General features: G+C 42.6%; 28 protein-coding genes. 18 read left to right on the top strand and 10 right to left on the bottom strand.

Annotated features, from left to right (window positions below; translation table 11 throughout):
- The first annotated feature begins 155 nt into the window (after nucleotides 1-155).
- From BMW59_RS12215 to BMW59_RS12200, 4 genes are all read left to right on the top strand, one after another.
- Complete coding sequence (locus tag BMW59_RS12215; protein WP_093052423.1) at nucleotides 156-635, top strand: hypothetical protein; 480 nt, start codon at nucleotides 156-158, stop codon at nucleotides 633-635.
- A 211-nt stretch (nucleotides 636-846) separates the two neighbouring features.
- Nucleotides 847-1,230 carry a hypothetical protein gene (locus BMW59_RS12210; protein ID WP_093052420.1) on the top strand — a complete coding sequence of 128 codons (384 nt, stop codon included), beginning with the start codon at nucleotides 847-849 and terminating at the stop codon, nucleotides 1,228-1,230.
- 88 nt (nucleotides 1,231-1,318) lie between these two features.
- Nucleotides 1,319-2,320 carry an LLM class flavin-dependent oxidoreductase gene (locus BMW59_RS12205; protein WP_093052417.1) on the top strand — a complete coding sequence of 334 codons (1,002 nt, stop codon included), beginning with the start codon at nucleotides 1,319-1,321 and terminating at the stop codon, nucleotides 2,318-2,320.
- A 70-nt stretch (nucleotides 2,321-2,390) separates the two neighbouring features.
- Nucleotides 2,391-3,308 carry an aldo/keto reductase gene (locus BMW59_RS12200; protein WP_093052414.1) on the top strand — a complete coding sequence of 306 codons (918 nt, stop codon included), beginning with the start codon at nucleotides 2,391-2,393 and terminating at the stop codon, nucleotides 3,306-3,308.
- Between the two features lie 413 nt (nucleotides 3,309-3,721).
- Here BMW59_RS12200 and BMW59_RS12190 read toward each other — a convergent pair whose 3' ends face one another.
- Nucleotides 3,722-5,053, bottom strand: coding sequence for a hydroxysqualene dehydroxylase (locus BMW59_RS12190; RefSeq protein WP_093052408.1), 1,332 nt, complete (start codon nucleotides 5,051-5,053; stop codon nucleotides 3,722-3,724).
- A 96-nt stretch (nucleotides 5,054-5,149) separates the two neighbouring features.
- Complete coding sequence (locus tag BMW59_RS12185; RefSeq protein WP_177174332.1) at nucleotides 5,150-6,469, bottom strand: hydroxysqualene dehydroxylase; 1,320 nt, start codon at nucleotides 6,467-6,469, stop codon at nucleotides 5,150-5,152.
- A 207-nt stretch (nucleotides 6,470-6,676) separates the two neighbouring features.
- On the opposite strand from BMW59_RS12185, the gene BMW59_RS12180 reads away from it, so the two are divergent.
- Nucleotides 6,677-7,564 (top strand): putative RNA methyltransferase, encoded by an 888-nt coding sequence (locus BMW59_RS12180; protein WP_093052402.1) that lies wholly within the window; start codon nucleotides 6,677-6,679, stop codon nucleotides 7,562-7,564.
- A gap of 73 nt (nucleotides 7,565-7,637) precedes the next feature.
- On the opposite strand, the gene BMW59_RS12175 is transcribed toward BMW59_RS12180, so the two are convergent.
- Nucleotides 7,638-8,825, bottom strand: a complete 1,188-nt coding sequence (locus tag BMW59_RS12175) for a chromate transporter (protein WP_093052399.1) — start codon at nucleotides 8,823-8,825, stop codon at nucleotides 7,638-7,640.
- Between the two features lie 220 nt (nucleotides 8,826-9,045).
- Between BMW59_RS12175 and BMW59_RS12170 the strand changes: the two genes are divergently transcribed.
- The gene (locus BMW59_RS12170; RefSeq protein ID WP_093052396.1) at nucleotides 9,046-9,429 is read left to right on the top strand and encodes a rhodanese-like domain-containing protein; all 384 of its coding nucleotides are present in this window, start codon (nucleotides 9,046-9,048) and stop codon (nucleotides 9,427-9,429) included.
- Nucleotides 9,430-9,465: 36 nt separating this feature from the next.
- A complete protein-coding gene (locus BMW59_RS12165) occupies nucleotides 9,466-9,726 on the top strand; it encodes a metal-sensitive transcriptional regulator (protein WP_093052393.1) in 261 nt (86 codons plus the stop codon).
- A gap of 99 nt (nucleotides 9,727-9,825) precedes the next feature.
- Here BMW59_RS12165 and BMW59_RS22085 read toward each other — a convergent pair whose 3' ends face one another.
- The 6 genes from BMW59_RS22085 to BMW59_RS12135 form a co-directional block, all read right to left on the bottom strand.
- On the bottom strand, nucleotides 9,826-10,398 hold the full coding sequence (locus BMW59_RS22085; protein ID WP_093052390.1) for a hypothetical protein: 573 nt from the start codon (nucleotides 10,396-10,398) through the stop codon (nucleotides 9,826-9,828).
- 157 nt (nucleotides 10,399-10,555) lie between these two features.
- Complete coding sequence (locus BMW59_RS12155) at nucleotides 10,556-11,674, bottom strand: sensor histidine kinase (protein ID WP_177174331.1); 1,119 nt, start codon at nucleotides 11,672-11,674, stop codon at nucleotides 10,556-10,558.
- Nucleotides 11,634-12,314 (bottom strand): response regulator transcription factor, encoded by a 681-nt coding sequence (locus BMW59_RS12150; protein WP_093052384.1) that lies wholly within the window; start codon nucleotides 12,312-12,314, stop codon nucleotides 11,634-11,636. The genes BMW59_RS12155 and BMW59_RS12150 overlap by 41 nt, the downstream gene beginning before the upstream one ends.
- Before the next feature lie 34 nt (nucleotides 12,315-12,348).
- The gene (locus tag BMW59_RS12145; protein WP_093052774.1) at nucleotides 12,349-12,942 is read right to left on the bottom strand and encodes a redoxin domain-containing protein; all 594 of its coding nucleotides are present in this window, start codon (nucleotides 12,940-12,942) and stop codon (nucleotides 12,349-12,351) included.
- Nucleotides 12,943-12,961: 19 nt separating this feature from the next.
- Nucleotides 12,962-13,705, bottom strand: coding sequence for a cytochrome c biogenesis CcdA family protein (locus BMW59_RS12140; protein WP_093052381.1), 744 nt, complete (start codon nucleotides 13,703-13,705; stop codon nucleotides 12,962-12,964).
- The gene (locus tag BMW59_RS12135; protein ID WP_177174330.1) at nucleotides 13,693-14,421 is read right to left on the bottom strand and encodes a hypothetical protein; all 729 of its coding nucleotides are present in this window, start codon (nucleotides 14,419-14,421) and stop codon (nucleotides 13,693-13,695) included. Before BMW59_RS12135 ends, BMW59_RS12140 begins: the two co-directional genes overlap by 13 nt.
- A gap of 460 nt (nucleotides 14,422-14,881) precedes the next feature.
- On the opposite strand from BMW59_RS12135, the gene BMW59_RS12130 reads away from it, so the two are divergent.
- The 11 genes from BMW59_RS12130 (at nucleotide 14,882) to BMW59_RS12080 (ending at nucleotide 24,750) form a co-directional block, all read left to right on the top strand.
- Entirely contained in the window at nucleotides 14,882-15,454 is a 573-nt protein-coding gene (locus BMW59_RS12130; RefSeq protein ID WP_093052375.1) for a sulfurtransferase TusA family protein, read from the top strand.
- 47 nt (nucleotides 15,455-15,501) lie between these two features.
- The gene (locus BMW59_RS12125) at nucleotides 15,502-15,897 is read left to right on the top strand and encodes a DsrE/DsrF/DrsH-like family protein (protein WP_093052373.1); all 396 of its coding nucleotides are present in this window, start codon (nucleotides 15,502-15,504) and stop codon (nucleotides 15,895-15,897) included.
- Between the two features lie 49 nt (nucleotides 15,898-15,946).
- On the top strand, nucleotides 15,947-17,080 hold the full coding sequence (locus BMW59_RS12120) for an MBL fold metallo-hydrolase (RefSeq protein WP_093052371.1): 1,134 nt from the start codon (nucleotides 15,947-15,949) through the stop codon (nucleotides 17,078-17,080).
- Between the two features lie 54 nt (nucleotides 17,081-17,134).
- The gene (locus BMW59_RS12115) at nucleotides 17,135-17,362 is read left to right on the top strand and encodes a sulfurtransferase TusA family protein (protein WP_093052367.1); all 228 of its coding nucleotides are present in this window, start codon (nucleotides 17,135-17,137) and stop codon (nucleotides 17,360-17,362) included.
- Between the two features lie 191 nt (nucleotides 17,363-17,553).
- A complete protein-coding gene (locus tag BMW59_RS12110) occupies nucleotides 17,554-18,804 on the top strand; it encodes an MFS transporter (RefSeq protein ID WP_093052364.1) in 1,251 nt (416 codons plus the stop codon).
- Nucleotides 18,805-18,945: 141 nt separating this feature from the next.
- A complete protein-coding gene (resA, locus tag BMW59_RS12105) occupies nucleotides 18,946-19,476 on the top strand; it encodes a thiol-disulfide oxidoreductase ResA (RefSeq protein ID WP_093052361.1) in 531 nt (176 codons plus the stop codon).
- Nucleotides 19,477-19,891: 415 nt separating this feature from the next.
- Nucleotides 19,892-21,262, top strand: coding sequence for a cell wall-binding repeat-containing protein (locus BMW59_RS12100; RefSeq protein ID WP_245733093.1), 1,371 nt, complete (start codon nucleotides 19,892-19,894; stop codon nucleotides 21,260-21,262).
- A 165-nt stretch (nucleotides 21,263-21,427) separates the two neighbouring features.
- Complete coding sequence (locus BMW59_RS12095; RefSeq protein WP_093052358.1) at nucleotides 21,428-22,144, top strand: response regulator transcription factor; 717 nt, start codon at nucleotides 21,428-21,430, stop codon at nucleotides 22,142-22,144.
- Nucleotides 22,116-23,558: a sensor histidine kinase gene (locus tag BMW59_RS12090; protein ID WP_093052355.1), complete on the top strand. Its 1,443-nt coding sequence runs from the start codon at nucleotides 22,116-22,118 to the stop codon at nucleotides 23,556-23,558. The genes BMW59_RS12095 and BMW59_RS12090 overlap by 29 nt, the downstream gene beginning before the upstream one ends.
- Nucleotides 23,559-23,918: 360 nt before the next feature.
- Nucleotides 23,919-24,248 carry a four-helix bundle copper-binding protein gene (locus BMW59_RS12085; protein WP_093052352.1) on the top strand — a complete coding sequence of 110 codons (330 nt, stop codon included), beginning with the start codon at nucleotides 23,919-23,921 and terminating at the stop codon, nucleotides 24,246-24,248.
- Nucleotides 24,249-24,414: 166 nt separating this feature from the next.
- Nucleotides 24,415-24,750: a hypothetical protein gene (locus tag BMW59_RS12080; RefSeq protein WP_093052349.1), complete on the top strand. Its 336-nt coding sequence runs from the start codon at nucleotides 24,415-24,417 to the stop codon at nucleotides 24,748-24,750.
- A 59-nt stretch (nucleotides 24,751-24,809) separates the two neighbouring features.
- On the opposite strand, the gene BMW59_RS12075 is transcribed toward BMW59_RS12080, so the two are convergent.
- Nucleotides 24,810-25,166, bottom strand: a complete 357-nt coding sequence (locus BMW59_RS12075; protein WP_093052346.1) for a hypothetical protein — start codon at nucleotides 25,164-25,166, stop codon at nucleotides 24,810-24,812.
- Between the last annotated feature and the right edge of the window lie 151 nt (nucleotides 25,167-25,317).

The raw sequence follows: 25,317 nt of genomic DNA, 5'->3' as shown, positions 1-25,317 counted from the left end.
GAGAGGCCGATATATTATAGTCCCAAAATTGAAATCAATCTCTTGAAATTCTAATATTTGACACCACACCTTACCGTTTGTTAGCTTATAAAATGCGGAGAAAAACCTTAAAAGCTGCCTCTCTTTAGTTTCTTTGAAAGAGAGGGGAAGAATAGATGTTTACTTTTAGTGACCTGTGGATATTTTTTGTATCCTTACTGGTTATTTTGCCGCTTATATCTGCCATCCATCAGGCAGGGCATTCCTTTTTTATCTGGATATTCGGCGGAAAATCCACCTTTACTATTGGTGGAGGAAAGAAGCTGTTTAATCTTGGGCCTATGGAAATCCGGAGAGTGTTTTTTTGGCATTCTTTTTGCCAGATAGAGGATTTGAATATTGATAATCGGTGGTCTCATTTATTAATTCTTCTGGGAGGATCACTGTTTAATATAGCTTCCATTCTTCTCGTTAATGGATTAATCCTTGCTGATGTGGTCAGCGGACATATTGTTTTCTACAATTTTGTCTACTTCTCAATATACTATGTATTTTTTGCCCTGTTTCCTGCTAGGTATTCAGATGAGCATCCGAGTGATGCGATGGCGATTTACGATCTATTTAAAAATGGAAAAGAAGCGGATCCAATTGATTAATGCCTTGAAAAGTACAGACTTTCAAGGTTTTTTTTATGAGCGGTTTTAAGAGAGGAGAAGCAGGGGGAGTTTAAAGAGATAGAAATCCTGTTTTAACAGGGAAAAAAACTGGCTGAAAGATGAGTTTTCCCTGTTACTTTCTAATCAAGTGGAAAAATTTTAAAAAACGGGTAAGGAAGAAGAAAGACATCTTAAGCTGGAGGCACAGCAGATGAATATATTTTATTTACTGGCAGGGGCGGCAGCGGCTTCTACAGCTGTCATGCATGCGATGTGGGCAGAAAAAAGGATTATAAAAGACTTGAAACAATCAAATATGACTGATCTGGCTAAAGCCGGCTTTAGTATCGCCTGGCACCAGATAACCGCTTTATTAGCTGTCTCAGGAGTTTTTTTAATTATGTTGTCTTTTCTGAACGTGAGCGAAACAATTGAAACCGCCGGAATATTAATCGCAGTCATCTTTACCGGCAATATTATTGTCTTTTTTACAGTAAGTAAACTCAGGTATCCTCATGTGTTTAAAAGTACGCTTTACCCGGTTATAAATTCAGGGGCAATTATTCTTTTGATTATACTGGGGTTTCTAGTATGACAGGGGGGCTCCCCCAGTAAATAAACGTTTGTTTAAAAGCGGAAATCGACCAGTAGAAGATGCTTAACAAGTGAAAGAAGGTGTAGGAATGAAACTGAGTGTGTTGGATTCATCTCCCATGTCATCCGGCCAGACGTCTCAGGAAGCTTTGGAGGAATCGGCCGCCTTGGCCCGGGAAGCAGAAAAGTTGGGCTTTACGAGATACTGGATGACTGAGCATCATGATTTGCCGGGCCTTGCCTGTTCAGCTCCGGAAGTGATGCTAAGCTACATAGGAGCACACACGAAGACGATCCGGCTAGGTACAGGGGCTGTGCTGCTCCCGTTTTACAAACCTTTCAAAGTTGCAGAAGTTCACAACACCCTGGCAACGTTATTTCCGGGGAGGATAGACGTCGGGATTGGCCGGACCCCGGGCGGATCAGCTGAAGTGACCAATGCGCTTTCTGACAATTTTTTAGAAAAAGTGTGGCAGCTGCCCGAGCTTATAAAAGAATTAGAGGGTTATTTAATGAGCAGTGGGAGCTGGCAAAGGGGGGAAGAGGCGAAAATATCAGCGGCACCGCTCCCTGAAACAGCCCCTGAATTATGGCTTCTCGGAACAAGCAAAAAAAGTGCCCTTTTAGCTGCCGAAAAAAGCCTGCCTTATGCCTTTGCACACTTTATGAGTGATCAGGATATGGAAGAAGTCATCAGCCAATATGTTGACAATTTTGTAAGTGGAGAACAAAATCGCAAGCCTGAAGTTCTGGTGGCTGTCTCGGCTGTCTGTGCAGAAACGGACAAGAGAGCTCACGAAGTGGCGTTAAGCTCGCTTATATGGTCGCTGCAAAAAGAGAAAGGCGAAGGCGCGCGAGGAGTACCATCGATCGGAGAAGCGTCGGCGTATCCCCTTAACAACAGCGAAAAAGACAAATTGGAAAAAATGAAGCAGAAAATGATTATCGGATCGCCTGATACGGCAGGGAGGGAACTTCAAGCCATTCAGTCTGCGAGTCGAGCGGATGAAATAATGGTTATGACAACAGCTTTTTCGCAGGAAGACAGAAGAGAGTCATACCGTTTAATAGCAAAAAAGTTGTTTAAATAGTCATCTTCCGGGTCACTCTTGAAAGCAGGTTCTGTTAAAATAAGACTATTAATTGAAATGGGGTGTCTTCTTGAAGAAAATCAGATTAGGTACCAGTGAGTTACAAGCAGGAGAAATATCTTTAGGCTGCATGCGCATGGACAAGCTGAGCGCAAAAGAAGCAGCCAAGGTCATTGATACGTCCTTTGAGGCAGGGATTGATTTTTACGATCATGCGGATATTTACGGAGGAGGAAATTCCGAGAAAGTGTTTGCAGAAGCTTTGGAAATGTCGTCTGTAAGCCGCGATCAGCTGTTTCTGCAGTCAAAGTGCGGGATCAGAAAAGGGTTTTTTGACTTTTCAAAAGAGCATATTTTATCTTCAGTAGATGGAATTTTAAAACGTCTTAAGACGGACTATCTGGACACACTATTGCTTCATCGCCCGGATACCTTAATGGAACCTGAAGAAACCGCTGAAGCTTTCACGCAGCTGAAAGAGAGTGGCAAGGTCCGCTACTTTGGAGTTAGTAACCAGAATCCAATGCAGGTTGAGCTGCTTCAGAAATATTTAAAGGATGATCTGATTATTAACCAGCTTCAGCTGAGCATTGTACATACACCTATGATTGATGCCGGTTTAAATGTAAATATGCAAAATAACCCGGCCATCGTGCGGGACAGCAGTATACTGGAATATTCCCGTCTCAAGGAGATGACTGTCCAGGCGTGGTCGCCGTTCCAGCATGGTATGATAGAAGGTGTGTTTGTGGGTAACAGTGATTATCCTGAAGTTAATGCCAAACTGCAGGAACTGGCCGATAAAAAAGGAGTAACTGATTCTGCCATGGCTATTGCATGGATTTTACGCCACCCTGCCAATATCCAGCCGGTTATCGGGTCAATGAACCCTGAGCGGATTAAAGACATTTCTAAAGCTTCCGGCGTGGAGTTGTCGAGGGAAGAATGGTACGGGCTTTACCGGGCAGCAGGCAATGAATTGCCTTAAGCAGCCTATCTCTAAAGAGTTGAGGCTGGGACAAAAGAATAGTAATCATAAAGAAAACCGAACAAATCTTATGATTTTTGTTCGGTTTTTCGCTTTTGTACTTAATAAAAAATTAACTCTGATAAATAGTAATTGGAGTGATTTCAGTCCGCCAGGCGGACGCTTGCCCAGGGGCTTGTCTTCAGCTAAATTCAACTCAGCCTGGAGCTTCGTTGAATTGGATCTTCAGACTGCGCTTACTCCCTGCGGCGTCGCCGCCTTCTGTCCTTCAATCAAAAAGCAGAGGCTATTTAATAATTTGTAAACCTAAAAGTAACCCGCCTGTCTGATAAAAATTATTGTTCGTCCTTTACAAACTTGTCTTTAGTTTGTCTCAGCCTCTTCTTTAAGGTGTCGGCGAGCAGCAGCTCTTATCATATCCTCTCTTTGTCGTCTAAGATCACCTGAGCAGCTTTTTTCCCGGAAATGACAGCTCCTTCTGTTGTAATATTAAATGGTTGTTTCGTATAATCACCCGCAAGAGTTAATCCTTTAACAGGGGTTTTCTGATCCGGCCTCATCCAATTATAATCAGGCCCGGAATGAAAACGATTTCCTGAATGTCTGACGACTTTGTAATTAATTATATGGGGTTTAAGATCCATTCCCAGTTTCTTCGCGTCAGCGAGGACCAACTTATAAATTTCCTGATCACTTAAGTTGATCAATCTTTCCGGATGTCCTAAAAGAGCCGAGAGGCGTCCCGGTAAATGCTTTAAGGCAGATCTCGACTGTTCAGCAAAACAGAGAAGAGCGGTTTGAGGGCCCAGTGTCATTCTTTCGTGTGCCAATGCAGGTTCATTTAAATCTATTTCAATGCTTAACCCGGAAGTGGTAGGCATATTTATCATTGGAGCAAACCAAGGATGACTTCCTACAGATTCCCTTAGTAAAGGCTGCGCTTCTCTAAGCGGTGTGGCAAGAATAAAATGAGAGGCGGTTAATATATCGCCGCTGTTAAGCTTAATACCTTTTACCTGGTTGTCTTTAATAATTAGCCTTTCTGCGCATGAAGAAAGTTTAATCTTCCCGCCCCTTGATTTTATTCCTTCTGTCAGCGGATCTGAGACAACTTCTTTCAAACTGCCTTTATAGGTTCCCATTCTGGCAAACAATGCTGGAACAAAAAAGTCGAAATAAGCTTTAGCAGAAAATTCTTCCGGGGGCAAAAAGAAAAGACAGTAAGTTGAAGGTGATATGAGCGTTGAATAGGCATTAGGCGTTATTTTATGTCTTTCGGCGTAGCCCTGGACACTCTCGTTTTCGAGGTTGCGGGAATTAACCATAAAATCTTTTATCCCGGAAAAAATAAATCTAAGTACAGAATATTTATCCTGGCGTGATAACACATGTGAGTTTCCGATAATGCCTTGTAGAAAAGCTAAGGGTGAGGAAATAGGAGCAATTCCGAATACCGCAGTCTCTTTTTTATCAGGAATAAGGATATCCATTTTGTTTTGCCACAAAATAAAATCCTCTATATTAACACCGACCTGGCGCATAACTTTTTTCATTTCCGAGTAATTACTGAAATACCTGTGAAAGCCAGACTGCACAGTCATGCCTTTGTCTTTCCATGTCGAACACCGGCCGCCTGTGCGACCTCTCTTCTCTAATAACAGGACGCGATATCCTTTTTCACACAGGTTCAGTGCAGCCGTTAAACCTGCCAATCCGCCGCCGATGATTATTACATCTTCATCCATCAAGCCAGCCCTCCCTCTTGGTTAGCTTCAGTTTTATGTTGGCTTTCGTAACCAAATGCCTAAGTGACGACATAAAAGCCAAATAACAATTTTAATCTATCTGCCCAGTATCACTTCAGCAGCTTTTTTCCCGGAGATAACCGCCCCTTCAGTGGTCGTGTGATAAGGCTGCTTAGTGTATTCGCCAGCCAGGGTCAGCCCTTTAACAGGGGTCTTCTGATCCGGCTTCATCCATTGGTGATTTGGTCCTATATGGAAGCGCTCGTTTTCATGCCTTAGAACTCTGTAATCAGTCATCAGCTGGTCCAGATCCATTCCAAGTTTCCTGGCGTCAGCTGCGACGTGATTGTAAATCTCCCCATCTTCCATACTTAACATTTTGTCAGCTTGATCCAGCACAACGGAAAGACGTCCTGGTACGTGCTTAAAAGTAGTACGTGACTGTTCAGCAAAAACAGGAAGAAGCGTATGAGGGCCAAATTTTATAAAATCGTCTGACAGAGCAGGCTTTGACAGCTCAAATTGAACAGATACTGCTGAGGAGGAGGGCATCTTTAAAATTGAAGAAAACCATTCATGCTCCCCAACACATTTTTGCAACAAACGCTGGGCCGGTGTAATGGAAGTGGCAAGAATGACGTTGGAGGCTGTAAGGGTTTCCCCGCCTTGTATCCTGACGCCTTTTACTTGCTCATCTTCATAAATTAATTTGTCTACACTAGTAGAAAGCCTGATCTCGCCTCCCCTTGACTTAACGCCTTCTGCGAGCGGGTTGGCAATAATTTCTCCCATTGGAGCAGTATAAAATCCAACTCTTTTTGTTATCGCAGGGATTATTATATCGAAGTACACTTTCGCAGAGTATTCTTCCGGAGGCATGTAAAATATACCGGTGGTTGAGGGTACAATCAAATAAGAATATGCCCGGTCGGTGACCTTCAGTTTTCGAGCGTACTCATGAACGCTTACCCGGTCGAGTACCTGCCTGTTAAAGATGTAATCTTTTAATCCGGAAAAAATAAAGGATGTAATCGAATATTTATCTTTCCTGGTTAACTGGTTCTTATTGCCTGCGACACCTTTAATAAAAATTTTAGGAGCTTGAAAGGGAGCGGTGCCGAAGACTGCTGTGCCGTTTATGTCAGGGAGGATGATTTCCATATCCTTCTGCCAGATAAAATGGTCTTCTATATTAACGCCGACCCGCTTTAAGATCTCTTTCATATTTTTAAAAAAACTTAAATGCTTGTGTAAACCTGATTCCACTATCATGCCATTGTCGTCCCAGGAGGAACACCGGCCGCCTGCATGAGCGTTTTTTTCAATGATTAACGTGCGTTTTCCTTTTTCGGATAATTCAAGAGCTGCTGTCAAACCGGCCAGCCCGCCACCGATGACAATCACATCATAATCCACGGTAAATCCTCCTTTCTTTTTCAATACTGAAAACAGACGTCCTAAAGCTATTCTTTAGGCTGTCACAGAATGGGCGTAATAATGTAAGTTTTAGTGTGGAAATTTTAAAGTAAAAAGTACACAAGAAGTAACTGTGGTAATCTTATTTTTAATAGAGAAAATAATGGATGCCTGATTTTTTTAAAAGGCTGAGACGGGAGGGTCACAATGAATAAAGTTACAAAACGACGGCGGCGGACGGATTACGCAAGATACTTTGAGGACGTATTTAAGTGCCCGGTATGCGGCGAAGATATGAAAGTCACTGATTCCTGCCAGCTTGTCTGCAACCGGAATCATTCATTCGATTTTGCAAAACAGGGCTATGTAAACCTTTTACCTAAACATGTGAAAACCAAATACACGAAAGATTTATTCGAAGCGCGTAAAAGTCTTATGACAGAAGAAAGCTTTTTTAAACCGGTAACCGATAAAATTGCAGGTATAATTGGAAAATATGGTTTCGGTGAGAAAGTAAATCTTCTTGATATGGGATGCGGGGAAGGCTCTCATCTGACTGCTGTAAGGAAGGCTGTAAAAGAGGCGTCCGGCGCTGAAATTATGGGAGCTGGAGTTGACCTTGCAAAAGAAGGGATTCTTGAAGCGGCTAAACAAGAAGATGATCTGCTATGGGCTGTGTCGGATCTCGCTAATACGCCTTTTAAGGCAGGTAAATTTGATGTGCTGTTAAATATTCTGTCACCCTCAAATTATGAGGAGTTTAAGAGGCTGATGAAAAACGGTGGTCTTGTTATAAAAGTAGTGCCGGGAGAAAATTATTTGAAGGAATTAAGATATGCTTTATTTGAGGAAAAACATAAGCACTCTTATTCTAATACTGACACAATTGACCGCTTTACTGAACACTTTACAGTAGTGGAGCGCTGGCCAGTTTCTTATACAGTTAACCTTACAAATAGAGCGGTATCCTGGCTTGTGAAGATGACCCCTTTGGCCTGGGAAGCGTGTGAAGACCGAATTAAAGCTTTTTTAAAACATGAGGAGATTAGCATGACGGTGGACACGGAGATTATTGTTGGAAGGAAGAAAGAGTGAGCCGTCAGTTAGATAATGTGGTTGCTTATTAAAAAACAGGACTGTCCATTTTATCAGGCAGTCCTGTTTTTAGTTAGAGAATAATTAGCCCTCCTATGGCACCGGTGAGTACGACTGCCCATGGCGGGAGTTTCCAGTGAGCCAGCATAACGAACAGCAAGGCAGCGAATGCAAATTCCACAGGACTTGTCACAGAACTAGTGAAAATTGGATGATATAATGCCGCAAAAAGAATTCCAACAACCGCTGCGTTCACTCCCATGAGAGCAGCTCGCATAGATTGGTTTTTTCTAAGGCTGTTCCAAAAAGGAAGGGTTCCTAAAATCAGCAGAAATGCTGGTAAAAAGATCGCAGCGGCAGCAAGAAGCCCTCCTTGCCAGCCGTTGATGACTGTCCCAAGGTATGCCGCAAAGGTAAATAATGGGCCTGGAACAGCTTGTGCAGCGCCATACCCTGCAAGAAACTCTTCTTCTGACAACCACCCTGTTGGAACAAATTCTCTTTCTAGTAAAGGCAGAACGACATGGCCGCCGCCGAAAACAAGTGAGCCTGACCGGTAAAAGCTGTCAAACATGGCCACCCAGTTTAGGGTTGTTACTTCTCTGGCAATAGGGAGAAGTATAAGCAATCCGAAAAACAGAGTTAAGCAGCCTGCCGCAAACCGCTTTGATAAAGGGAAATTAAATTGGGAAGAAAGGTCTTCATCTGCTTGATTTTTATAGAGAAGGTATCCGGCGACACCCGCTAACAGAATGACACCTACCTGGGTCCACGCAGTCTGCCAAAGCAAAATGCTTATAACAGCAGCTAAAGCGATCGTTTTCCGGGTTACATCCGGCGTCAGTTTTTGAGCCATACCAAGAACAGCATGGGCCACCACTGCGACTGCTACAATCTTCAGACCATTAATCCATCCGGCATCCAGCATACCGGCCGTCTGTAAAAATACCGCAAAAACGATTAACAGCACAACAGAAGGGAGCGTAAAGCCAATAAACGAGATAATCCCGCCTAAAACGCCGCCTCTTGTAACCCCTATACCTATTCCAACCTGACTGCTCGCAGGCCCGGGGAGGAACTGGCACAGCGCCACCAGATCAGCATAGCTCTTCTCATCCATCCATTTTCTTCTGCGGACATATTCCTCATGGAAATAGCCTAAGTGGGCGATGGGACCGCCAAAAGACGTCAGGCCCAAGCGTGTGGATATAATTAGAATTTCAAATAAAGTCTTAAAATTAGTTTGGGATTTGCCGTTCATACTGCACCTCTTAATATATATTTTTGATAGTAAGTTGAAAATGTTGTCACGTTTGAGCCTAGCAAACCGGAATGAATTAAACAATGACTTCCACGGATTATTTACAAAAATTAAATAATTTCAACAGGCTGGCAAACGTATTGACAAAATACCTTTAGGGGTATAATATAAAAGAAACCATATACACCAAAGGGTATAAAAATATAAAGGATGGATATAAATGAACTGGATAATATTTGCTGTAATTGTGTTAATTATTTTAACCATGGTAAAACGGATGATGCCAATGAAAGGGGTGGGACATATTACCGCTGATGAATTGCAGGGAAAAATGAAAAAAGATAAACGCGCACATTTTATTGATGTGAGAGAACCAAATGAATTTTCTGCAGGGCATATTAAAGGAATGGATAATGTGCCGCTCAGCCGGTTTAAGTCAGCAGCATCAGGTCTTCCAAAGGATAAAGAAATCGTCGTGATCTGCCAAAGCGGAAACCGCAGTGTGGCAGCATCAAATAAATTAAAGAAGGCTGGTTTCGGGGAAGTTACTAATGTCAGAGGCGGTATGTCAGCTTGGAGTGGACAAGTTAAACGAGGGACTTAAAGTAAGACAGACAAAATTTATAAGGCGGTGGAAAATATGGATTATTCATCAGATATGAAAAACAGACTGAAGAGAATTGAAGGACAGGTGCGCGGAGTTCTTAAAATGATGGAAGACGAGAAAGAATGCCAGTCTATTATTACTCAGCTGTCAGCCGTCCGTTCAGCCGTTGACCGCGCCACGGCCTATGTGGTAGCTAAAAATCTTGAGGTCTGTTTAAGAGAACAAACAGGCACTGAAGAAGACCGTGAAGAAACAATAGAAGAAGCTGTAAAAATGCTGGTGAAAAGCCGGTAAATAAAATAGCAGGCACAAAAAAAACGGGAAAATGACATTCCCGTTTTTTTTGTGGGAATTACTGGGGGGTCAGACCCCCCAGTAATATCCAGATTGCTGTTACTGCTGCTGTTGCTGTTGTTGCTGCTGGTTTTGAACCTGGTTCATTTGCTGGTTAAGCTGTTCCTGAGACTGGTTCATTTGATTGGTAATTTGGCTTAACACATTAAACGATTGCAAAGACTGGTCGACACCTTGTAATGTTTGAGAGGCTTGTTTAATGGATTGCTGAAGCTGCTGGATCGTCTGCTGCTGCTGTTGCTGAGCCTGGTTACTGAATTGCTGCAGCTGCTGTGCAAGATCATTAGCCTGCTGTTGAGTCTGGCTTGTATTGGTTCCTTGCTGCTGAGCAGAGTGTAACTGATCCATTTTTTGCTGGATGTTTTTTAACTGGTCTCGTAACGGGCTCAATTCCTGTGCAACTTCCTTGTCTACAGCTTGTTCAATTTTTTCTTCTCTTTCTCGTTCCATTGCAAATTCCTCCTTATAATTTTCAGGTGTGTTTTCCTGCTTATGACTGCTGTCAATCGTTTGAGGTGCAGGAGAGCGTCTTAAGTTAACCGTTAACCTGAACGCTGCCCATACCAATACAGCAACCAACAACAGCATAATGATAAATTGCGTGGCGGTCATGCTCACACCCCCCAATTTGCAGCTTGACGCTGAGATCAGCGCGGAGCCACAAAGCATATTATAAGGAGGTTACAGGAATTTTATGAGTAAGATAAAGTAACAATTTTTTCATTTAATCCCGGCGTGAAAGCAAAATTATTTTTTTATTTTAAAAATGTTAAGGTTTCACTGGAATGATTAATTTAAATGAGTGAATATTATCCTCTGAGGCGACAGTAACTTTTCCCTCATGGTGATTCACAATTATTTCTTTAACAATGGCAAGTCCTAATCCGCTTCCGCCAGTTTTCCGGCTTCGGGAAGAATCGGCCCGGTAAAAACGCTCGAAAAGCCATTCCCGCTCTTCTTCAGGCAAGGGTGGACCTGGGTTCTTAACGCAAATTTCGTAGACATCACCGCGAAGCCTTCCCATTAATTCAATGGCTTGTGAGCCTTCATAATATTGGATAGCATTTTGAAGCAGGTTGGAGACTGCCTGGCGGATCCCCTCCTCATTGATATAAAGAGTTGCGGGCTCAACCTTGACATTTAACGGGATGTCTTCATGCGTTATTTTTAATTGGAACATGGTTAGACATTCAGTCAGCAATGGTTTAATATCGGTCCATTTTTTCTCCAGTAAAGTCTGTGATGTTTGTTCGTTCCATTTACTCATTTCCTGAAGCTGGTCAATCATGTTAATTAAGCGTGCTGATTCTTTATGAAGTGAGTGAAACAGAGGCTGATTTCCTTCAATTATTCCGTCTTTCATAGCTTCCATATAGCCGTTAATATTTGAAAGGGGGGTCCTTAATTCGTGAGCCATATCTGTGAGCATTTTTGTTCTGGCTTCCTCATTCTTTTTCAGCCTGCTGTTCAGTTCATTCATATGGTGCGTCAGCTGATCCACTTCGCGGAAGGATTTGGCAGTGATATGCTCTGGATAGTCACCGCTTTTTAAAGAAGCCGCGGTGTCAACTAATTCATGCAGCGGCCTCATTAACTTTTTCGTGAAAAAATAAAGAAAAAATATCCCCAGGAAGATGACTGCCGGAGTCGTCCACCATAAAAAAACGGCTAGCTGGTTCTCAAATACAACTTGCCTATCATCTTGAACCGTCGGCATCTGGTCCACAAGAAAGCAGGCTGTTGTATATATTAAATAGCTGCTCACTGCTACAAGCAATGTGACAACTCCGATATTAACAGCCATCAACTGGAACAGCATACCAGGTGACGTTTTCTTAGCACTTAAATTAAGGAACAAACTGATACCCCATTCCTCTGACAGTGACAATACGTGCGGGCTTTGAAGGGACGCTTTCAATTTTTTCCCGGAGCTTCTTAATATGGGCATCAATGGTTCTGTCCAGAATGTCGCTCTCAGCGTACGGATGAATCTGCTGAACAAGCTGTTCACGCGTTAAGACTAAATTTGGATTCTCCATGAAATAAAAGAGCAGGTTGAATTCATATTTAGTCAGCTGAATTTTCCGGCCGTTTAGAAGAACCTCACCTTTTCGGGGTTTTATAACGAGCCCCCGATGATTAATCTTCTGGCAAAACTGGCCGCCCCGTCTCAAGACAGCTTCTACTCTGGCCATTAATTCATTAGGGCTGAAAGGTTTTGTCACATAATCATCAGCACCCATTTTTAATCCTTTAATTTTCTGGTCACTGCTTGTTTTTGCGGTAATCATAATAAGTGATACTTCATTTCGTTCCTGTTCCCTGATCCACTGGCAAACGTCTTCTCCACTCGCTTTAGGCAGCATCAAGTCCAGGAGGACGAGGCACGGAGAGTAAAGTGTAAATTTCTCCATTGCTTCCTCGCCGTCAGCCGCTGTAATGACTTCGTAGCCATTTTTATTTAGATATATTTCAATTAACTCTCTGATCATATCATCATCTTCTACAACGAGAACTAACTGTGTCATTAACATCACCCTTTAAAGACATGATATTTTTATTTTAGTCCATATTATCAAATCGTTGAACCATCATGTCTTTATTTAAGGCACCGAAGGCAATACTTTGGACCTTGCCCTCTGAATCAATCATGTACGACGTAGGAATAGGCTGAATATCGTAAATACCGGCGACTTCAACCTCATGATCCAGAAGGATAGGGAACGTAAGACCGAAATCCTCTGTAAACTCTTCAACCTGATCCACACCAGGTTCGGTCTCAGTTAAATTGACGGCTAAGATTTTAATATCATCATATTCTTCATACATTTCCTGCATATCCGGCATTTCCGCACGGCAAGGGGGACACCAGGTTGCCCAAAAGTTGACCATCACTTTTTGGCCGCGGAAATCCCAAAGAGAAACTTCTTCCCCTGCTAATGTTTCAAGTGTGAAATCAGGGGCATAGTCTCCTTCATTTAGCCCGATATCCTCTTCACTAATTGACGGCTGTTCCAGGTTTTCGTCTTCCGCATCACTTACTGATCCTTCTTCTGTCTCACTTGCGGGCTCAGAAGTGCTGTTCCACTCTACTGTTTCATAGAGCGTCCAGCCGACCATTCCTGCAAAAATTATTATAAGAAGCCACTTTTTCATCTCCATCACCTTTCCTTCATTACCCTAGATTTTCAAACCAGGTTCCTTCGATTAAACGCAGAATATAAATAGATATATCATTCAACTGGCCGGTGAACAGCAACACTCCCATAAATACCATCACACCGCCGCCTATTTTCATAATCCTTCCACTGTATTTAACAATCCACCGGGTAGAACCGATAAAGAATGTTAATATAAAAAATGGAAGTGAGAAGCCAATAATATACAGGAGTGTATAAAAGAATCCTTGCGATGGATCACTAGCTGCCAGCACTAAAATAGAAGCAAATATCGGTCCGATACATGGGGTCCATCCTGCAGCAAACCCCATCCCCACAAAAGTGGTGCCTGCAAAGCCTGCAGGTTTTTTGCTGAAGGTCAGCCGTTTATTTTTCATTAAGCCATTCAGCTGAATAATGCCGGCTACAAATAATCCCATAAAAACGATAAAAATACCAGCTAACCGCTGGACAAGATCTCCTGAAGAACCAATCAGAAGATCCTGCAGCCACTGTCCCATATAAGTAGCTCCCACCCCTAACGCCAGGAAAATCGAAGAGACACCAGCCAGGAAGAAAAAAGTATGGATCATTAACGACCTCCTGACTTTCTGATCTTTGTTTGACTCAAGATCTTTAACGCTCATGCCTGTTATGTATGATAAATAGGCAGGAAATAACGGGAGAGTGCAGGGCGAAATAAAGGAGATAAACCCTGCAGCAAATGCCGCCCAAATTGTAATTTGACTTAATTCTTCCATAAGATCACCTGTTTCTTTCGTAAAATATAATAAATAGAACTTGCAACAACTGCCCCGGCAGCGATAACCAAATAAGTGTGTTCCTCTAAGTAAATAGTCAAAAAGGCAGCCGACTGATTAGTCAAACTAATCACCCATTTACCCGCAGCCCATAACGGCACCATAGCCATCAGTTTAACCGGCTCATCTGATAAACGCCCTGCATAGTGGAGCCATATAAGTAAAATCAGCGACAGCCCCATGGTATAAAGGGATACAGGGTGCTCTGTGAAAGGCAATAATCCTGAGAGGCCGCCCTCCAATGGTTTTCCTGTTTCCGTTACTGCGAAAGCGAAGAGTAAATCAGCAACGAGAACAACGTAAAAAACCCCGGCGAGAGTGTCAGTCACTTTCACTTTTTGTCGGCTATGCTTAAAAACAAGATAGATTATTGCTGCTGTGACTGCGAGAAAAAATTCATTCTGGCCGCTGGGATAACTGAGAATTGACACAGGGTCATTCACAAAAGCAGAAAAGTTTAACGGCACAGAACCGAAAAAATAAATGACAGCAGTTAAAATGACCGTGTTTGCAGTCAAATCTCTTACCTGATTATCCCTCTTATGCTTATAAGGGGAGAGGTAGCGCAAATACAAAAGACCGCCAATAACGGATAACAGAACCACGACTGTTATAACCGGGATCATAAGAGGCCCCAGCATCCAAACGTCATACATAACAATCACCCTTTCCTCCAACACCATACGTTTCATTTATGAAAATTTGATGAAAATAAAAATAATGTTTAGTATATACCTATAAGGGTATATAAAGAATGTGTGACAAAGTGTTGACAAAGGATAAAATGTTTTGTAATATACCCTTAGGGGTAATTAAACAGTAACAAATTATTTTTTTAATTAAAATAATACCCTAGGAGGTATAACAGTGTAAGGATAAAGAGTTTGCAGGTACACACACTAAACAGAGAACATCGAGTTGTAACCTTTTATTAATAAAGGTTAATTCCCGGAATCACCGAGACTCCTTCGGGAAAAGCGGTTCAGGCGAGACCCCGGAGGATGAATTTCCCGAGGAGGCTCGCGAAACGCCCGAGGCCTGTCCTCTGCGAGGGAAAGCGAGGTGATGCAGGGAATTTTAATAACGTCATTAATAAACGAATGGAGGAATGGAAGAATGAGCATTAAGGTTAATGAAATATTAGATGCAAAAGGGCTAGCGTGCCCTATGCCGGTGGTTAAAACGAAGAAAAAGATAGATGACCTTGAACCGGGTTACGTATTAGAAGTTCAAGCGACTGACAGAGGCTCATTAGCAGATATGAAAGGATGGGCTAAAAACACAGGTCATCATTACCTTGGCTCGAGAGAAGATGGAGAGGTCTTTTACCATTATATTCGTAAAGCACATCCCGACGAAACACAGGAAGAAACGGACTATCCGCATGTTGTAAATAACGACGAATTGAAAGAAAAACTGGGTGAAGGTAAAAACATAAAGCTGATCGATGTAAGAGAGCCTGCTGAGTATACCTTCGCCCGTATTCCGGGAGCTAAATCCATTCCAATGGGAGAGCTGGAAGAGCGGCTAAATGAGTTAGACAAAGACGACGAGATCTATGTTGTCTGCAGAACTGGAAACAGGAGCAACATGGCAGCACAAGTTCTTGACGAAAAAGGATATAAAAATGTCACGAATGTGAAGCCCGGAATGTCCGAATGGGAATATGAAACAGAATCTGATGAATAACAAATATTACTTTAATAGATGAAAAAATTAACCAGGAGGGTGTTTAAATGAGTAACAAAGTAGCGATTATTGCAGCAAACGGCGGTTTATTTGACGCTTACAAAGTGTACAATCTTGCAACAGCAGCGGCAGCCGGAGGATCAGAAGTAGCCATATTCTTTACTTTCGAAGGGCTGCAGCTGATTCACAAAGATGGGCATAAACAGCTGCCAATGCCTGAAGGGGCAGAACAAATGCAGGAAGGATTCCAAAAGGCGAATGTGCCGGGAATTGACGAACTTGTCACGACAGCTCAGGAACTTGGTGTTAAATTTATCGGCTGTCAAATGACAATGGATGTGATGGGATTAGAGAAAGAAGACTTTGTTGATGGTGTCGAAGTAGGCGGCGCCGCATCATTCCTTGATTTTGCTAATGATGCGAACACCACACTCACATTTTAATAAATTTTTAAAAACTACCTTTAAAATATTCAGATGGAGGGATAAATAAATGAGTTTAAAACCAATGACAGCCAAAGAATTAGGTAAAATGGTAATTAACCGCGAGGAAATATTTATTTTGGATGTGCGGAACACAGACGCTTTTGATGACTGGAAAGTGGAAGGTGAAGGCGTGGAAATTATTAACAAGCCTTACTTCGACCTGATCGACGGTGTGGATGACATTGTCGGCCAGCTGCCTGAAGATAAGCCGTTGCTGGTGGTGTGTGCAAAAGAAGGCTCTTCCCAGTTTGTAGCTGAGCAGATTGTAGAAGCGACAGGCCGCGACACTCACTACCTTGTTGGCGGTATGAAAACCTGGAGTGAGCACCTTGAACCAGTGAAACTAGGCGACTTAAAAGACGGCGGGGAACTTTATCAGTTTGTCCGTCTTGGTAAAGGCTGCCTCTCATATCTTGTAGCATCTGACGGTGAAGCAGCAATTATCGATTCTGCCCGTACAATTGAACCTTATAATGAGTTCCTGGCGGAGAACAATCTGACATTAAAGCACGTGATCGATACGCACCTGCATGCTGACCACATTTCCGGAGGGCGCAAACTTCGTGAAAAACACGGGGCTTCATACTGGCTGCCGCCAAAAGACGCAGAAGAAGTCACCTTTGATTTTAAACCTCTCGAAGACGGGAACGATATTATAGTCGGACAAACGAAAGTGGCAATCCACCCGATTTATTCTCCGGGGCATACGATCGGAAGCACTTCAATGGTAATTGATGACCAGTATTTGATCTCTGGTGACATTCTGTTTGTCGACTCTATCGGACGCCCTGACCTGGCAGGTAAGGCAGAAGACTGGGTGGCTGACCTTCGCAACAGCCTTTACAGCATCTATGCAGGCCTGAGCGGCGACTTATACGTCCTACCGGCCCACTTTGGGAAACATGAAGAATTAGATGCCCAAGGCCGCGTCATGGAAAAGCTGAGCGTTCTGTTTGAAAAGAACCATGGGTTAAATATCAATGATGAAGAAGAGTTCCGCAAGACGGTCACAGAAGACCTTCCGCCACAGCCAAACGCTTATCAGGAGATCCGCCAGACAAATATGGGTAAAATAAACCCGGATGCGGATGAACAAACGGAAATGGAAATCGGACCTAACCGCTGTGCAGTGAGCGGCTGATAACTTCCTGTACAGGTAATTATATTTTTTGAAAAGAGAGAGGAGAATTTTAATATGGAAAGTACTAAAATTTTAGACGCTAAAGGATTAGCTTGTCCAATGCCTGTAGTTAAGGTGAAAAAAGAAATGGACCAGCTGAACGAAGGAGAGATACTCGAAGTGCATGTAACGGATAAAGGGGCTAAAGCCGACCTTCCTGCATGGGCTAAATCTTCAGGAAATGAACTGCTTCAGGACGCTGAAGAAGATGGTATTCTTAAATTCTGGTTTAAAAAAGCATAACAGTGCAGCCCGGCCGCGTGTGGCCGGGCTTTTTTTGAAAATGACAGGGAGGCAGGCAGTCCGGATATATCAGTAAGTCTCTTATAGTTGCCTTTCCAGTGCTTTTCTAAGATAATAGCTGTAGATTCTTTAAAGTCAGGCTTCATACAGTTGAAGTCTGGCTTTTCGTGTGCTGAAAGGAGGGCCGGGATATGACTGAGACTGAAACTGAAACCAGCCTAACTAATACTCCGCCGGCTTCTTTGATGCGGAACCGTTCATTTATGCTTGTATGGATGTCAGGGCTCGCGATCATGCTTGGCTTCTCCATGTTCTTTTTGTCTGTCTCATGGTTTATTGTAGATGTTCTTAACCGGCCAGCCGTGCTCGGAGCCGTTCTGATGTCCGTGTCCATCCCGCGAGTGATCATGATGATCTACGGAGGGATTCTCGCTGATAAAATCCGCAAGTCCCTGATCATGTTTGTAACAAATTTTCTCCAGGGCCTCGTAATGGTCACTATGATTATATTATTTTTTAATGACTGGCTCCATGTCGGCTCGCTTATAGTTATTGCGCTGGTCTTCGGGTTTCTTGATGCCTTCTTTTTCCCGGCTGTGTCCTCAATGATTCCGATTATTGTCAGGGATGAACAGCTGCAACGGGCAAACTCGCTATTCCAAGGATCGACTGAAATGATGTTTATTATCGGGCCTTTAGTAGCCGGTGTGCTTTTAACCATTGGCGATTTTACACTGACTTTTTCTGCCGCGGCTATTTTAATATTTAGTTCTACCGTCCTGGTCTTCCCGGCATTTATACAGGATCCGAAACCGGAGAAACGGGAGGGCAGTCCGTCAGCGCTGGAGGATTTAAAGGAAGGGCTGACGTATGTGAGGCAGTCCCATGTTCACAGGACGGGCACTATCGCCATCGTTATAATTAACCTGTTTATGATCGGTCCGTTGATAATAAGCTTTCCGATTCTGGTCGATTCACTTGGCGGTTCGCCGTTTGAATTGAGTCTTTTGGAAGCCGGATTATCAGCAGGGACCTTCCTTGCCAGTGTTTTACTAGTTATATGGAACTTGAAAAGGAAGAGAGGCCGGCTTGTTTTTGGCTCCCTCCTTTTAAGCTTCGCCTTTTTCATTGTGTTCAGCCAAGTGACAGCTTTGCCGCCCCTTGTTTTGCTTGCAGGGCTGACAGGCTTTATGGCTATGTTTGTTTACTTACCGACAGTGACACTTGTTCAGGAACGGACGGATAAAAACAAACTTGGACGAGTCATGAGTATTATTACGCTGGCAGCGAGCGGGTTCGAGCCGCTGGCATTCGGGCTTATTTCTTTTCTTGTAGCAGCTGAGCTTCCGATTCAGACGATCCTCATGATCGCAGGGAGTACGGGGCTGTTATTCAGCGGTGCCCTCGTTTACTTCAGCTCATCCTTCAGGCGTCTTGATTGATTTATTAAACCTTCAATACTTCATACAATCTTCATATTCTTTGTTCAAAATGAAGTGGTTTACAAGGTCTTCATATTGAAAAATTACAGCAAAATAGACTATTATTAAATCGGACCCATTTTTCCTTAGGAGAGGATGTAAATGAAACAGCGCAGATTAATTATTCGTTCCACTATTTTGTTAGTGATGGTGGCAGCGATCGGATATACGTTTTACTCACATTTTTCAGAAGACAGAGGGCTCGTGAACGCCGGAGACGAGGCCCCTGACTTCATCCTGAAAGATGTAAATGGCGAAGAAGTCCATTTGGAAGACTATGAAGGACAAGGCGTCTATTTAACTTTCTGGGCGACTTACTGCAGCTATTGCCGAAATAAAATGGAATATTTAAAGGACCATTATGACGAATATAAAGAAAAGGGCGTCGAAATTATTGGGGTCAATGTGAATGAGTCTACCGTTCAGGTTCAGCGGTTTATAGACCGGCACAACGTGCCTTACCCCAACCCGATTGACAGGGATATGCTTGTTGGAAATGCCTACGGTGTAACTTCCTTGCCTCACACGCTTCTAATTGATGAAAACGGTATGGTAATAGAAAGAACCATTGGCGGAAAAACTGAGGCTGATGTAGTTGCAGCTCTGGATAAGATTGTCCCAGAGGGCAGCTAAAAATGGGGGCCTTTCACTAACTTACAAGTCTATGGCTTGTAAGTTTTTTTTATTTGCATTTTGCTGAGAAAAGGGGATGAGGGTATATGAAAGTATCGACTCTACCGTATAACAGTGGAACTCTACCTTATAACTGAGGGACTCTACCGTATAAACTCCCAACTCTACCGTATAACAAATTTCGACAAACTAAAAAATCTGTTGTATTATATAAATTTCCAAAAATCACAAGTCTGTACTTGTGATTTTCTTGTTTGTTAAAAACTTCATACATTCTTCAAAAAACAGTGATAATTTTTTGTTATTGACGAAAGGTAGACGGGTATGGAGAAAGCGAGACAGGTTATACCGGCGCTTTTTTACGAGAGACGCCCTTCCCGGAAGTGTCTTATTTATAATTATAAGGAGGTCCATTATGAAGAAAAAGTACAGTTTTATCACTATTTTGTCAGCAGCTTTTTTAATAACAGCCTGTGCAGAGGGTGAAGATAACAATACTGCAGGTAACGAAATGGATAATAATAATAATCATAACATGGAAGAAAACAACGCTGAAGACAATCACAATATGAATGAGGACAACGAAGAAGGTCATGACAATAATCATATGGATGATCAAAATGAAGAAGGAAGCAATGATGAGATGAATGATCACGGGCACAGCGAGGAGCAGCACGAAGAGTTTGCCTCTGCCCCGGAAAATATGAATGAGAATGCGTCCGATAACCTTATGCATTTTCAAACAAAAAATGTGACGCGTCTAGAGGCTGATTCGCCTGTAGATATGTCCATTTATACTTCTCAGCTTGTATGGCCTGCTACACATGAAGAGAATCAGCCGGGAACAGTCATTCTTGCTCCAGTTGATGACTGGCAGAAATCTTTAGTAAGTACGACGCTGATCCACCATCCAAATGACGGACCGGTATTGTTTATGGAAGACGGCGATATTTCTGAAGAGGTTTTGACAGAACTTGAAAGGCTCAATCCAAAAGGGAATGATAACGGGACTGAAGTAATGGTCATCGGTGAAGTACAGGATGACGCCTTGTCTCAGCTGGATGAATACAGTATAGAAGAATTTGATGCGGATAATGCCGCTGCCTTTGCTGCTGAGATTGATGAGTATTTTTCAGAATTAGTAGATGAGGTTCCGGAAGCAGTATTGATTGCCTCATCAGAAGAAGATGCTAAGCTTTACTCTCTCATTGCAAGCAACTGGATCGCACATATGAATGAATCGTTATTGTACGTGGATGATAACGGGGTTCCGGAAGAAACGGCTGGAGCTTTGGAAAAGCGTGACGGCGAAGCAAAAATGTTTCTTTTAGGCTCTGAAGAAGTCATTGGGGAAGACACGATTGACGCCTTGCAGGAGTATGGAGAAGCAGAGCGTATCGACGGAGATTCTCCTGAAGAAATGTCCATTGAGTTTGCCAAGTACAGAGACGAAGAGACTACAGTAGGCTGGGGTCAGGAAGAACCAGGCCACGGGTTGAGCTTTATCTCAACTGAAACTCCGGAAATGGCTATTACAGGTTCTGCTTTAGGACACTTGGGAAAACACGCGCCGCTAGTCTGGCTTGAAGACGGGGAAATAAGTGACGGTTTGTATGACTATTTGGCCGACATCCGCCCTACATTTGAGGATGATCCAATGGACGGTCCTTACAATCACACCTATTTGCTGGCAGATACAGATACTGTCACATTTGAAATTCAGGGAATTTTAGATGAAAAACTGGAAATTGCCGGAGAACATGGTGAGGGCCATGGAGGTCACTAATTTGTATCTGGAGGGGCTCAAGCAAAGCTTTGAGTCCCTTTTTTTATTATACTTTAAGAAAGTGTAACTTATTAAAAGGTTAAAAAGAAGAATCTAAGGCTTCCGACGAAATGTGACCGGTAAGCCAAGTTTTTTTCATACAATTAAACCGCAGGAGGGGACAAAATGGCAGAAGAACGAATTTTAATTGTAGACGACGAGCAGGAAATGAGAACCTTGTTAAAGCTTTGTTTGGCTGATAAAAACTACATAGTGTCTGAAGCAGTAAACGGCACGGAAGCGATGGAAGTGATCAGGGGTGAAAAGGTTGATTTAGTGCTGCTGGATATTATGATGCCGGAAGTTGACGGATTTGAATTATTGAAAATGCTGCGCGAGGAATTAAACAGGAAAACACCCGTCATTCTCCTATCCGCTTTAGGAGATACGGAAAGGGTAGTGAAAGGCCTCCAGCTTGGGGCGGATGATTATATTGTTAAACCTTTTGAGCCAAGAGAATTGACAGCCAGAGTAGAATCGGTATTGAGAAGGTCTTTCTTTCAAAAAAATGCCGACTTGTCGTTTGAGATGAAAGGACTTCAATTTTATCCAAATAAATATCAAATTTTTTACAATAACAAAGCCTTGCCGTTAACCAAAAAAGAGTTTTCAATTTTTCACAGGCTAGCGACAAACCCGGGAAGAGTATACAGCCGGGAGCAGTTGTTAAATTTAGAGTGGGAGATGGCTTATGAAGGGGATTTAAGGACGGTAGATACTCATATTAAAAACATCAGGGAGAAACTGAAATCAGAAGGTTATAAGGGAACGGCGATTGATACGGTATGGGGCGTTGGTTATAAGGTGGATGAAGATGTTTCGGCAGCTGACCAGTCAAATTAAAAAAAGTTTAGCCAAAAAGATTACGACCTGGGTGATGGTCTCATTAATAGTACTAATTGTTTTTATTATTTCGGGTGCCCACTGGATTACGGCAAACTTTTATCAGGAGCACCTTACACATGAGGTGGAAGGAAGACTTGCCGCTCATGCGGCTTTACTTGAGACAGAGCAAAGCAGTGAGATTTTGGACTATATAAATGTCCTCGAAACAGGAAAACACAGTGTTCTGCTCATTGTAAATGAAGAAGGTGAACCGGTTTTTACAAGTGATAATATTTCCAGCGAGAAAATCAGCGGCTATATCCAATTTATTGAGGAAAACAGATCGGAGATTATGACGCATCACCAGGTCACCTATACAGATGAAGTTGACACAATGACTTTTCACATCCCGCATGTATGGGGTACAGCAGCTATTAATAATCAAGACGGGGAAACAGCCGGGTATGTATTTATAGACCAGGATACCGGGGAGTTGAACGTGGCCCGGGTCAACCTGCTCAAATTATTAGCGTTAATGGGGACGCTTACTCTTTTAGTAGGCTATTTGTTTATCAGATATTTGACGAGGAGAATTTCTAACCCTTTAAATGAGATGAGCCAAAGAACACAGGATATTGCAGATGGAGATTTTGACATTAAACTGAATGTTAAAGGTGAGGATGAAGTTGGCACACTCGGCAAAAATATTCAGCAGATGACAAGGCAGCTTAAAGAATACAGGGATTCAAGAAGAGAGTTTATTTCTCACGTCTCTCATGATTTGAGAACTCCGATTACGTATATAAAAGGATACTCAGCCTTAATGAAGGACGCAGAAAACGTGGACAAGGAAGGGTGGAAGAGGCACCTTGGGGTCATTTATGATGAAGCTAAACGTATGGAAAGCCTTGTGAGCGACTTATTTTTACTGACTAAACTTCAAGAAGGAAAGATACAAATTCATTATGAAGAGGTAAATGTTAGTGAGTGGCTCAATTCCCTATTTAAAAGCCGTGCTATAATGTTTGACCAGAAACAAATCGAAGGAACGCTTAACGTTGACCGGTCACTGGAAAACCAAACAATCTCTCTGGACACATTCAGAATGGAACAGGCACTTATTAATATCCTTGAAAATGCGATCAGGTTTACAGACGTGAATGGATCGATCAGACTGTCATGTTATAAAGAGGATGAAAATATTGTTTTTGAAATAGCTGATACCGGAGAAGGAATGGACTCTCAAGAACTCGACCGCATCTGGGAGAGGTTTTATAAAGCAGACCCTGCCCGTTCGCGGGACGACAGCGGCACCGGACTCGGGCTGGCCATTGTAAAAGAAATTGTAGAAGCCCATAGTGGTTCGGTTAAAGTAGAAAGTAAGAAAGACCGCGGCACAACGTTCTATCTGTATATTCCTTTTGCAAACTGAGGAGGCAGATAGGTATTGTGCGACTGCATAAAAGCGGGGGCGACTGAATAAATGGGGGATTATACTGTAGAAGGATCGAAATTTACCATAAGAATGGGGAACTCTACCGTATAAAGATCGAACTCTACTGTATAAAACCCCAACTCTACCGTATAGGGAGCGGACTCTACCGTATAAACTCCCAGCTCTACCGTATAACAATTTTCGACTAAATTTGCACACTCGGGAGGCTCCCCTGACTTTCGGTCTCCCCCTATACAATGCTATTACCGACGAACCTCCTAATTTAATCCTGATCCGTTTAATATCCAAGTATATAGGTAATGGGGTAATGAACACATTTTAAAGGAGGTTCCATTTATGTCCCATGAACAACATGCTGATTTAATTAAAACGTTACATGAATGTACGGAGGCATGTAACCATTGTTACGATGCCTGTCTTAGAGAAGATGATGTGAAGATGATGACTGAATGTATCCGTCTTGACCGTGAATGTGCTGATATTTGCAGTTTTCTTGAACAAGCTCTTAGCCGGGGAACCCCGTTTGCTACTGAACTTGCAGAGGTTTGTGCCAAGATTTGTGAAGCTTGCGGAAATGAATGTAAAAAACATGACCATGATCACTGTCAAAAATGTGCAGAAGCCTGCTTCAAATGTGCAGACGAGTGCCGTAAACTGGCGTCTTAATGAAAAAGTTGTATGCTGAGGGATGGCTGACCAGCCATCCCTTTTATCATGGCAAATTTAATTTCCAATATTTTGCGGGTCTGACCCCCCATATTATGGAACTTCAAACTTTCTTCAATTGTTACCTTTAAAATAATGGAAAAGTGTAGTCATTGGGGTGTGTTAAATGATTGCTAAATATGAAACTGAATTAATTGATTCTCATTTTATTTGTACCTTTAAAAAGAACCAGACGGTGTTAATTCCTTCTGTTGTGCGTAAACAAACGGCTTTATTCCCGGGGGATGAAGTGTCTGTCAGCTTTAGGGAAGCACTGGGGGAGATTGTTGTATCGCGGAATACTAAAGACACAATGGAAAATCGGATGATAATAAATAAAAGCGGAGGGTTTCGTGTCCCCAGTGAAATTCAGAGGATTGCAGACTTAACAGCAGGGGATATTCTCCGAGTATTCGTCTTTAAGGATTTTAATGGAATAGTATTCAAAATCATCAGCAAATAGAAGGATATGACCTAATTAAGAGTGCTCTCTCATTGAAAGCACTCTTAAAAGCCGCTGTATTAATCATTATTTCCGTTATTGAATCCATTCCCCGGGCCTTGGCCGTTTCCGTTGCCAGGACCATTCCCAGGACCGTTACCAGGACCATTCCCAGGGCCCGGACCATTTCCTTGACCCATCATGCCGCCATGCATCATCCCATGCATCATACGCTGGCCGAAACCTCTTTCTTCATGCCGTTGCTGGCATTGGTTAAACCTCTCTTCCAGTTCATCATCTGTTAAATCAGGATGTCTTTCCTGCATAAATGGAAGGTGGTCTTCGAAATTCCAGTTATTATCCCCAGAGGCCATAACCGTTCCGCCTACTGCGGTAAGGACAAGTACTGCCAAAGCAGCCATTAACCATTTTTTCATTTGAATCTCCTCCTTTTGTCTTTCTAATTACAGTATAAACCGCACTTATGAGGAGCTAATAAAGAAGTTATGAAGAAGTTATGAGTTTTTCCAGGGAATACGAAAAGGAGCAAGAACCTGTGCTATAATTTTTTCAATATAAAAAGAGGAG

This window comes from Salipaludibacillus aurantiacus, assembly GCF_900111295.1.
Lineage (GTDB): Bacteria > Bacillota > Bacilli > Bacillales > Salisediminibacteriaceae > Salipaludibacillus > Salipaludibacillus aurantiacus.
Note: the sequence above shows the minus strand (reverse complement) of the source record. Positions and strands in the feature narration are given on the sequence as shown.